The sequence below is a fragment of the Escherichia sp. MOD1-EC5950 genome (genome assembly GCF_002965345.1).
Taxonomy (GTDB): Bacteria; Pseudomonadota; Gammaproteobacteria; order Enterobacterales; family Enterobacteriaceae; genus Escherichia; species Escherichia marmotae.
The window spans coordinates 1-10,195 of record NZ_PTSR01000052.1 but is presented as its reverse complement, the minus strand read 5'-3'; the positions used below and the strand labels follow the sequence as shown (position 1 = coordinate 10,195).

Sequence of the window (10,195 nt, the reverse complement as noted above, 5' to 3'; positions counted from 1 at the left end):
TGAACGCCTTATCCGGCCTACCGTTAAGGCACAAATTTGTAGGCCGGATAAGCGTAAGCGCATCCGGCATCGGTGCATATTGCCGGATGCGGCGTGAACGCCTTATCCGGCCTACGGTTAAAACACGATTTGTAGGTCGGATAAGCATAAGCGCATCCGGCATCGGTGCATATTGCCGGATGCGGCGTGAACGCCTTATCCGGTCTACGGTTAAAGCACGATTTGTAGGCCGGATAAGCGTAAGCGCATCCGGCATCGGTGCATATTGCCGGATGCGGCGTGAACGCCTTATCCGGCCTACGGTTAAAACACGATTTGTAGGTCGGATAAGCATAAGCGCATCCGGCATCGGTGCATATTGCCGGATGCGGCGTGAACGCCTTATCCGGTCTACGGTTAAAGCACGATTTGTAGGCCGGATAAGCGTAAGCGCATCCGGCATCGGTGCATATTGCCGGATGCGGCGTGAACGCCTTATCCGGCCTACGGTTAAAGCACAGATTTGTAGGTCGGATAAGCGTAAGCGCATCCGGCACCAGCGCACAATTACAAAATGATACGCTCCCCGGCACTAAAATCCATTACGTCTCCCGCCCAATCGATGGGATATAACCCTTTCGTGACATCGCGATGAAACGTTGAGAATGGCCAATCACTTACTTGCTTTACCCAGCCATGTTTTACTGGATTTATATAAATATAATCAACATGATGGCGATAGTCTTTGGTATTGCGGATGGCGTGCTCCCAAAAACGCGGTTGCCAGATATTTTGCAATCCACAAGCATGGGTGAATTGCTTTTTAATCTCCCGCCAGCGAGAAGAAAAATCATCATCGCTCTCGGGTAATGTCCAGATACAGTGCATATGCTCCGGCAAAACTACCCAGGCGTTAATTTCAAAAGGTCTGGCTCGCTTAACTTTAACAATGGCGTTACGGAGCATCTGATACTGGGTGGTCAAAAGCTGGCTTCGACGATTCCGTAAATTTACCGTGAAAAACCAGGTTCCCCCCTTGATGTAATAACGACGATATTCAGACATAGCGACTCCTTTTTCTCAACAGTAAGAAGAAAAGGAAAAGTCGACAATGAGGTTATGTTATATCGGGAAAGCGGCTCGCAAAAATGCACAGATTTGTAGGCATGATAAGACGCGCCAGCGTCGCATCAGGCATCGGAGCACAATTGCCGGATGCGGCGTAAACGCCTTATCCGTCCTACAAAATCGTCTCTTCCGTCAAAATCCGCCGAGCACCTAAAAAATGGTCCTGCCAGAAAGGTTCAGCTAACCGGCTTATCCGAATGGTTTCGCCGGTACGTGGCGACTCGATAAATTGCCCATCGCCCAGATACACGCCCATATGATCGGCTATCTCGCGGCTGTGGATATGGAAAAACAGCAAATCTCCCCGGCGCAGGTCGTTATTCGCCACAATCGTTGCCCGATGGTAGTGATACATCTCATTAGCCGTGCGCGGGAGCTTCGCCTCGAGAATCTTGTTGTAGGCATAAAAAACCAACCCGCTGCAGTCGAAGCCTTTATCAGGCCGCGTGCCGCCCCAGACGTAAGGCTTACCAAGCTGTTGCTCCAGGCGGTGGATCGCCACTTCGGTGATATTGTGCAGGTGGTCGCTGCTTAAGAAATGATTGTTTTCTGCCAACGCCTGCCAGCGTCTGTCACTCGACTTGAGCGGCGCAGGAAACCATTCTGGATGCTGTTTTATCTGCTCGCGGTTGTGCTGGCGCAGCGCCCTTCTGCTTTGTGCGTTCCCTTCTACAATGTAGCTGGCCTGTTTTTTCAGATGCGCGTGGTATCGCTTTAGCAATCGCGCACGGTTTTGCATCCGCTGGCGGGCGGCGTAACTGAAGGAGGTGTGTGATGCGGGAGTGGCGTTGGCAAATATAGGAAGCCAAAGGGACAAAAAAAACACGCCCAGGCGCAGAAATCTGCCGTGAGAGAACGAATACATGAAGGATATAAACTGGCTGAATGAAGGTGATAATTTTAAAGGAGCGGGTGGGTAAATAGGATTATTAATCGCTTATTTGTATATTACTATTGCAGTTTCATAACCTTAGGAAATAAGTAATAAATCCGCTATACAGCCGCTTTTCGGACTTTTGAAAATCGCCCCTTATGCTAAATTTGTAAACCCAGCACCGACAGGCTTGCGTAAAACTCTTTTGGTGCTAATGTGAGCCTTCCAAATCCAGACTATTCCGATTTGGGATCTATTTTGCCGCCCTGGCGTGTGTAACCGTTTTATCAAGGAATAAGCAGTATGCGTAAAATCGCATTAATTCTTGCGATGTTGTTGATCCCGTGCGTTTCGTTTGCCAGTTTGCTGGGCAGCGGTAGTTCCACCACGCCAGTGAGCAAAGAGTATAAGCAGCAGTTGATGGGATCCCCTGTCTACATCCAAATCTTCAAGGAAGAGCGCACGCTCGATCTCTACGTCAAAATGGGCGAGCAATATCAATTACTCGACAGCTACAAAATTTGTAAATATTCCGGCGGGTTAGGCCCCAAACAGCGTCAGGGCGATTTCAAAAGTCCGGAAGGGTTTTATAGCGTTCAGCGTAATCAATTAAAACCAGACAGCCGTTACTACAAAGCAATTAATATTGGTTTCCCCAACGCCTATGACCGCGCGCATGGTTACGAAGGGAAATACCTGATGATTCACGGCGATTGTGTTTCTATTGGTTGCTACGCGATGACCAATCAGGGTATTGATGAGATTTTCCAGTTCGTTACTGGCGCACTGGTGTTTGGTCAGCCGAGTGTGCAGGTGAGCATTTATCCTTTCCGCATGACCGACGCCAATATGAAGCGCCATAAGTATTCCAACTTTAAGGACTTCTGGGAACAACTGAAGCCGGGATACGACTACTTTGAACAGACTCGTAAGCCACCGACGGTTTCTGTCGTCAATGGCCGTTACGTGGTCAGCAAGCCGTTGAGCCACGAAGTGGTGCAACCACAACTGGCATCAAACTACACGCTCCCCGAGGCAAAATAAGCGCCATTCGCCTGGCATAATCTTTTGCCAGGTTTCATTGCCCGTCAGCGGCTGAGTTGCAATCACCGTGACCACATCATTCGGTGTGGTCTGCGAGCTGAAGTCGATTTCCACATCCTGATCCAGCAACGTTGCCACGCCAAACGGCGCGCGGCGGGTGATCCAGTGCAGATTGGTTGAACAATACGCCATCACGTAACGTCCGTCCGAAAGCAGCATGTTGAAGACGCCCTTCTGCCGCAGTTCATCCGCCAGTGAGGCGATATATTTAAATACCGCCACCATGTTGCCCGGTGTGCGCGGATAACGCTGCGTCAATTTATACAACAACCAGCAGAAGGCTTTTTCGCTGTCGGTTTCGCCCACCGGGCGAAAGTTGCCGGTTTCCAGTGATTTATAGCCCGTCAGTTGCCCATTATGCGCATACGTCCAGTTGCGTCCCCACAGTTCACGGGTAAACGGGTGAGTATTTTCCAGCGCCACCTCGCCCCGATTCGCCTGGCGAATATGAGCGATTACCGAGCAGGATTTTATCGGATAGTCCTGAACCAGTTTGTCGATGGGGGAATTAAAGCTGGGTTGTGGATCTTTAAATGTGCGACAACCTTTGCCTTCGTAAAAAGTGATCCCCCAGCCATCTTTATGCGGCCCGGTTCCACCACCGCGCTGCACAAGCCCAGTGAAACTAAAGCAGATATCGGTTGGGACGTTGGCGCTCATCCCGAGCAGTTCGCACATCGGTAACCTCCACAACAGCAGGGGGATGCCCCCGGCGAAGATTGGTTTAAGGATTTTCTGGCCGGACGCGGCGTAAACGTTTTATCCGGCCTACAGTTCGGGTACAGATTTGTAGGCATGATAAGACGCGTCAGCGTCGCATCAGGCATCAGCGCACAAATGCCGGATGCGGCGTAAACGCCTTATCCGGCCTACGCCAGACTTACTTAGCCATCTCTTTTTCGATTAACTGGATCAGAATATGGATCACTTTAATGTGAATTTCCTGAATACGGTCGGCATAGCCAAAGTGCGGAACGCGAATTTCAATATCCGCTGTGCCAGCCATTTTGCCGCCGTCTTTACCGGTCAGGGTGATCACTTTCATCCCCTTCTCACGCGCCGCCGCGATCGCTTTGATCACGTTTGCAGAGTTACCGGAAGTGGAGATCCCCAGCAGCACGTCACCTTCGCGACCTACCGCTTCAACGTAGCGGGAGAAAATATCGTTAAATCCAAAATCGTTACCGACGCAGGTGATGTGGCTGACATCAGAAATGGCAATCGCCGGATAGCCCGGACGGTTTTCACGGTAACGACCGGTCAACTCTTCTGCAAAGTGCATAGCATCGCAATGGGAGCCGCCGTTGCCGCAGGAAAGCACCTTACCACCGGCTTTAAAGCTGTCTGCTAACAGGACCGCCGCGCGCTGAATGGCGTGAATATTGGCGTCATCTTTTAAAAAGTTAGCCAGCGTTTCCGCCGCTTCGTTCAGTTCGTTACGAATAAGATCCTGGTACATGAGGATATCCTTCAGCATAAATTAAATAGACAAAATGCAGTGTACCGGATACCGCCAGAAGCGAGAAGTCCAGGGCAGCGCAATGGCCAGGACTTTTTGACCTGAAGTGGGGATAAAAACAGCAACAATGTGAGCTTTGCTGTAATTATATTGTAAATACATTGCTAAATATTTTTACATCTACTACAACCATATCATCACAAGTGGTCAGACCTCCTACAAGTAAGGGGCTTTTCGTTATGATGATTTTGAGTATTCTCGCTACGGTTGTCCTGCTCGGCGCGTTGTTTTATCACCGCGTGAGCTTATTTTTCAGCAGTCTGCTTTTGCTCGCCTGGACAGCCGCCCTCGGCGTCGCAGGTCTGTGGTCGGCGTGGGTACTGGTGCCTCTGGCCATTATCCTCGTGCCGTTTAACTTTGCGCCTATGCGTAAATCGATGATTTCTGCGCCGGTGTTTCGTGGTTTCCGTAAGGTGATGCCGCCGATGTCGCGCACCGAGAAAGAAGCGATTGATGCAGGCACCACCTGGTGGGAAGGTGACTTGTTCCAGGGCAAACCGGACTGGAAAAAGCTGCATAACTATCCACAACCACGCCTGACTGCTGAAGAGCAAGCGTTTATCGACGGTCCGGTAGAAGAAGCCTGCCGGATGGCAAATGATTTCCAGATTACGCATGAGCTGGCGGATCTGCCGCCGGAGCTGTGGGCATATCTGAAAGAGCATCGCTTCTTTGCGATGATCATCAAAAAAGAGTACGGCGGGCTGGAGTTCTCGGCTTATGCCCAGTCTCGCGTGCTGCAAAAGCTCTCTGGCGTGAGCGGGATCCTGGCGATTACCGTCGGCGTGCCGAACTCATTAGGTCCGGGCGAACTGCTGCAACATTACGGTACTGACGAGCAGAAAAATCACTATCTGCCACGTCTGGCGCGTGGTCAGGAGATCCCTTGCTTTGCACTGACCAGCCCGGAAGCGGGTTCCGATGCGGGTGCGATTCCAGATACCGGGATTGTCTGCATGGGTGAATGGCAGGGTCAGCAGGTGCTGGGAATGCGTCTGACCTGGAACAAACGCTACATTACGCTGGCACCGATTGCGACCGTGCTCGGACTGGCGTTTAAGCTCTCTGATCCAGAAAAACTGCTCGGCGGTGATGAAGATTTAGGTATTACCTGTGCACTAATCCCAACCACCACGCCGGGCGTGGAAATTGGTCGTCGCCACTTCCCGCTGAACGTGCCATTTCAGAACGGACCGACACGCGGCAAAGATGTTTTCGTACCGATCGATTACATTATCGGCGGCCCGAAAATGGCCGGGCAAGGCTGGCGGATGCTGGTGGAGTGTCTCTCGGTGGGCCGTGGCATCACCCTGCCTTCCAACTCAACCGGCGGCGTGAAGTCGGTGGCTCTGGCAACCGGTGCGTATGCTCACATTCGTCGTCAGTTCAAAATCTCTATCGGTAAGATGGAAGGGATTGAAGAGCCGCTGGCGCGTATTGCCGGGAACGCCTACGTAATGGATGCTGCGGCATCGCTGATTACCTACGGCATTATGCTCGGTGAAAAACCCGCCGTGCTGTCGGCTATCGTTAAGTATCACTGTACCCATCGCGGGCAGCAGTCGATTATTGATGCGATGGATATCACCGGCGGTAAAGGCATTATGCTCGGGCAGAGCAACTTCCTGGCACGAGCTTACCAGGGCGCGCCGATCGCCATCACCGTTGAAGGTGCCAACATTCTGACCCGCAGCATGATGATCTTCGGTCAGGGAGCGATTCGTTGCCATCCGTATGTGCTGGAAGAGATGGAAGCGGCGAAAAATAATGACGTTAACGCATTTGATAAGTTGCTGTTCAAACATATCGGTCACGTCGGTAGCAACAAAGTTCGCAGCTTCTGGCTTGGTTTGACGCGCGGTTTAACCAGCAGCACGCCAACCGGCGATGCGACTAAACGTTATTATCAGCACCTGAACCGCCTGAGCGCCAACCTCGCCCTGCTTTCTGATGTCTCGATGGCGGTACTGGGCGGCAGCCTGAAACGTCGTGAACGTATCTCGGCACGTCTGGGGGATATTTTAAGCCAGCTTTACCTCGCCTCCGCCGTTCTGAAGCGTTATGACGATGAAGGCCGCAATGAAGCTGACCTGCCGCTGGTGCACTGGGGCGTACAAGATGCACTGTATCAGGCTGAACAGGCGATGGACGATTTACTGCAAAACTTCCCGAACCGCGTGGTTGCCGGGTTGCTGAATGTGGTGATCTTCCCGACCGGACGTCATTATCTGGCACCATCTGACAAGCTGGATCATAAAGTGGCGAAGATTTTACAAGTGCCAAACGCCACCCGTTCACGCATTGGCCGCGGTCAGTATCTGACGCCGAGCGAGCATAATCCGGTTGGTTTGCTGGAAGAGGCACTGGTGGATGTGATTGCCGCCGACCCCATTCATCAGCGCATCTGTAAAGAGCTGGGTAAAAACCTGCCGTTTACCCGTCTGGATGAACTGGCGCACAACGCGCTGGCGAAGGGGCTGATTGATAAAGATGAAGCCGCCATTCTGGTAAAAGCAGAAGAGAGCCGTCTGCGCAGTATTAACGTTGATGACTTTGACCCGGAAGAGCTGGCGACGAAGCCGGTAAAGTTGCCGGAGAAAGTACGGAAAGTTGAAGCTGCGTAATGCCGAAAGGTTTCATTTGAGACTGATGACAAACGTAAGATTGCCTGATGTGCTACGCTTATCAGGCCTACGTGATTCATGCAATATATTGAATTTTCACGATTTTGTAGGACGGATAAGGCGTTCACGCCGCATCCGGCATGAACAACGCGTACTTTGTCAACAATCAGAACGGAGCCGAAAGGCTCCGTTTCTTTATCCGCTAATTATTTAAAATTAAAGCCATCCGGATGGTTTTCCAGGCTGCCGGTCAACGCGGCGAACAGCACCGTTTTACCATCAATCGAAAGCGCATCGTTCACATTCAGCCAGGTGAGTTTCTCTTGTGACGTTTTCTCATCAATGGTCGAGAACAACCCCGTCATCTGATTAGATTTCTCGGACCACATCACCGCAATACGTTGCGAGCCGCAGTCATGCGGTTTGCACGCACTCATCACCTGATACGTCTCATCTCCCAACGTCACTGTTTGCGCGGGGGTATAAGTACCGCCTTTTATCACCCAGGCGGGCAACTTATGCCCTTCCACCATCTGATTAAACGCTGCTTTGGTGGCTTCACCCTTTGCCAGGCTGCTAATGGTTAAATCATCCTGCGCCATTGCACTGGTGGCGATGACCAAAGCGGCGACTGTCGTTATTGCCTTAAACATCATTCCTCCCGAGCTTATCCTGCCCATGTTATTAACGCCCTAAAGATTGGCTATAACACAGTAATTTGCAAATAAGATATTTCCAATATCAGCATTTGTTATCAATCTCTACCGCAGTAAGGTAATAACCCGATAAAGTGTTAAAGTTATAAAACCCCTCAAATAAAGGAGTTGTACACCGTGCCTGGTTTGAAGATTACGCTTTTGCAGCAACCGTTGGTGTGGATGGATGGTCCTGCCAACCTGCGCCATTTTGATCGTCAACTGGAAGGTATTACCGGGCGCGATGTGATCGTTCTACCGGAGATGTTTACCAGCGGCTTTGCCATGGAAGCGGCAGCTTCGTCGCTAGCACAAGATGACGTAGTGAACTGGATGACAGCCAAAGCGCAGCAGTGCAATGCGCTGATTGCAGGCAGTGTTGCATTACAAACGGAGTCTGGTTCGGTTAACCGCTTTTTGCTGGTTGAGCCGGGCGGCACGGTACATTTTTATGATAAGCGTCATCTGTTCCGAATGGCAGATGAGCATCTGCATTATAAAGCGGGCAATGCGCGAGTGATTGTGGAATGGCGCGGCTGGCGTATTTTGCCGCTGGTGTGCTACGACCTGCGCTTTCCGGTGTGGTCGCGCAATCTCAATGATTATGACCTCGCAATCTACGTTGCCAACTGGCCTGCCCCGCGCTCTTTGCACTGGCAAGCATTGCTGACGGCCCGCGCGATTGAGAATCAGGCGTATGTCGCGGGATGTAATCGCGTCGGCAGCGATGGCAACGGCTGCCACTATCGCGGCGACAGCCGGGTGATTAATCCGCAAGGCGAGATTATCGCCACCGCCGAACCACATCAGGCTACGCGTATAGACGCTGAACTTTCGATGGTGGCGTTACGGGAGTATCGCGAAAAATTCCCGGCATGGCAGGATGCGGATGAGTTCAGGTTGTGGTGAAATCAGCGCCAGATAGGTGAGAGAAGCGGGAGTTGAGATCGGCACGAACCTTACCGTGAAGATCTCGGAGGGATGCCTAAGCCTGATCGCTGAAAGCGACGAAGTACAGGAACTGAGGAAGGAAATTTATCAGGTTAAACAGTCTGTTAAGGGAATGCGGGACGGGATGTTTAGTGTGATGAACGAGAGTTAAATAATAAAAAAGCCGGGAAGGTTTAATATCTCCCCGGCTTATGAAAATAAATAGTGCAAACGATTCTATAGTTTACCTATCCACGTTCTCATATAATTAACATCTCCATCAAAAATAAATCCTTCTCCGTTATCAGGCAGGAATAATCGACCGGAATCAAATCTTAAAAACAATTCTTTTTTTGCTTTCTTCTGCTTAATGGAAAAGTCATCACTCCAGCTTAATATATCTTCATTGTGTTTTTTTTCATCAGACAAAAAGACTACAACTGAATTTTCCAATTGCTCATAAGAATGATAAGTTTTCTTAAGTGTAATATCGAAATCTAAATCATCAATTATAGTATATGTAATAAACAGTTCATTTCCAGATGATTCAATTGTCCTTTCCACCAATGGTATTGAGCCTAACATCCTATTATCTATTGTATTTCTCATGTAAACCTCACTAAGGAACTATAATTATCCCAGCTTTAGTACCATCACCAAAGATAATATTATAGTGCGGATTATTATCGTGTAATGGGTTTTTAGAATTATGAACAACATCAGACAATGGATTTTTCACATTATATAAATCACCCCGATATGTTCCCGCTGGTTGTTTCCATACATCACTGAATTTGGTGCCACTATAAAGCTCACCAGACCTTGCAGGGAAACTGTCAACATGAGGCCTAAGATCCGGCATGTTATCTAATAATGCCCTTGCTTCGTCAACACTTCTAACCGTGACATCTTTACCATTTCGGAGATCAGATATATTGCGACGTTGTTGAGCATTACATCCAGCTAATCCTAATGGATCTATCCAGGTAAGCGGATTTTTGACATACGCATAGAGGTTGATACCTCCATTCAGCCCTATCGGATCCTGGCTTACGAACCGCCCACACTCCGGCGCATAATATCTGAACAGATTGTAATGCAGCCCCGTCTCTTCATCATAATACTGCCCCGGCAGTCGCAGCGGCTGTTCAAAGTACGCCCCGCTGTTGCTGATGTCGCCCCGGTTTTCACCAAATCCCGCCTGGTAGCCCGCCCACACCAGCGTTCCGTCCGCTGCGCTCACCTCCTGCACCGTGCCCGTCACATCCGTGTGGTAATACCAGATTTTCCGGCTTTCCCCGCGCCCCGTGACAGCCGCCACCGGCGTGTACGGCTGTTCCGC

Annotated in this window: 11 protein-coding genes; 4 read left to right on the top strand and 7 right to left on the bottom strand. The window is 50.4% G+C overall.

Going from position 1 to position 10,195, the window contains the following annotated elements; all coding sequences use genetic code 11:
- Window positions 1–546: 546 nt before the first annotated feature.
- Both rayT and BEA93_RS23465 read right to left on the bottom strand, forming a co-directional pair.
- Window positions 547–1,044, bottom strand: coding sequence for an REP-associated tyrosine transposase RayT (gene rayT, locus BEA93_RS23470; protein ID WP_016248347.1), 498 nt, complete (start codon window positions 1,042–1,044; stop codon window positions 547–549).
- Window positions 1,045–1,219: 175 nt separating this feature from the next.
- Window positions 1,220–1,972 carry a C40 family peptidase gene (locus tag BEA93_RS23465; RefSeq protein ID WP_123057431.1) on the bottom strand — a complete coding sequence of 251 codons (753 nt, stop codon included), beginning with the start codon at window positions 1,970–1,972 and terminating at the stop codon, window positions 1,220–1,222.
- Between the two features lie 312 nt (window positions 1,973–2,284).
- On the opposite strand from BEA93_RS23465, the gene dpaA reads away from it, so the two are divergent.
- The gene (gene dpaA / locus BEA93_RS23460; RefSeq protein WP_001225687.1) at window positions 2,285–3,025 is read left to right on the top strand and encodes a peptidoglycan meso-diaminopimelic acid protein amidase; all 741 of its coding nucleotides are present in this window, start codon (window positions 2,285–2,287) and stop codon (window positions 3,023–3,025) included.
- On the opposite strand, the gene BEA93_RS23455 is transcribed toward dpaA, so the two are convergent.
- Together BEA93_RS23455 and lpcA are read right to left on the bottom strand one after the other, a co-directional pair.
- Window positions 2,996–3,763 carry a class II glutamine amidotransferase gene (locus BEA93_RS23455; protein ID WP_105225151.1) on the bottom strand — a complete coding sequence of 256 codons (768 nt, stop codon included), beginning with the start codon at window positions 3,761–3,763 and terminating at the stop codon, window positions 2,996–2,998. The two genes, dpaA and BEA93_RS23455, sit on opposite strands and share 30 nt — an antisense overlap.
- A 202-nt stretch (window positions 3,764–3,965) precedes the next feature.
- Window positions 3,966–4,544 (bottom strand): D-sedoheptulose 7-phosphate isomerase, encoded by a 579-nt coding sequence (lpcA, locus tag BEA93_RS23450; protein ID WP_000284053.1) that lies wholly within the window; start codon window positions 4,542–4,544, stop codon window positions 3,966–3,968.
- Between the two features lie 239 nt (window positions 4,545–4,783).
- Between lpcA and fadE the strand changes: the two genes are divergently transcribed.
- Window positions 4,784–7,228 (top strand): acyl-CoA dehydrogenase FadE, encoded by a 2,445-nt coding sequence (gene fadE / locus BEA93_RS23445; protein WP_016262915.1) that lies wholly within the window; start codon window positions 4,784–4,786, stop codon window positions 7,226–7,228.
- A gap of 206 nt (window positions 7,229–7,434) precedes the next feature.
- Here fadE and ivy read toward each other — a convergent pair whose 3' ends face one another.
- On the bottom strand, window positions 7,435–7,881 hold the full coding sequence (gene ivy, locus BEA93_RS23440) for an Ivy family C-type lysozyme inhibitor (RefSeq protein WP_016248344.1): 447 nt from the start codon (window positions 7,879–7,881) through the stop codon (window positions 7,435–7,437).
- A gap of 180 nt (window positions 7,882–8,061) precedes the next feature.
- On the opposite strand from ivy, the gene yafV reads away from it, so the two are divergent.
- Window positions 8,062–8,832, top strand: coding sequence for a 2-oxoglutaramate amidase (yafV, locus tag BEA93_RS23435; protein WP_105225150.1), 771 nt, complete (start codon window positions 8,062–8,064; stop codon window positions 8,830–8,832).
- Between the two features lie 16 nt (window positions 8,833–8,848).
- On the top strand, window positions 8,849–9,025 hold the full coding sequence (locus BEA93_RS26415) for a SymE family type I addiction module toxin (protein WP_426472710.1): 177 nt from the start codon (window positions 8,849–8,851) through the stop codon (window positions 9,023–9,025).
- Window positions 9,026–9,090: 65 nt separating this feature from the next.
- Here the strand turns inward: BEA93_RS26415 and BEA93_RS23425 are convergent, their stop codons facing one another.
- Both BEA93_RS23425 and BEA93_RS23420 read right to left on the bottom strand, forming a co-directional pair.
- Entirely contained in the window at window positions 9,091–9,462 is a 372-nt protein-coding gene (locus tag BEA93_RS23425) for a hypothetical protein (RefSeq protein ID WP_105225149.1), read from the bottom strand.
- 10 nt (window positions 9,463–9,472) lie between these two features.
- The coding region (locus BEA93_RS23420) for an RHS repeat-associated core domain-containing protein (RefSeq protein WP_236942899.1) at window positions 9,473–10,195 on the bottom strand (723 nt) is incomplete at its 5' end.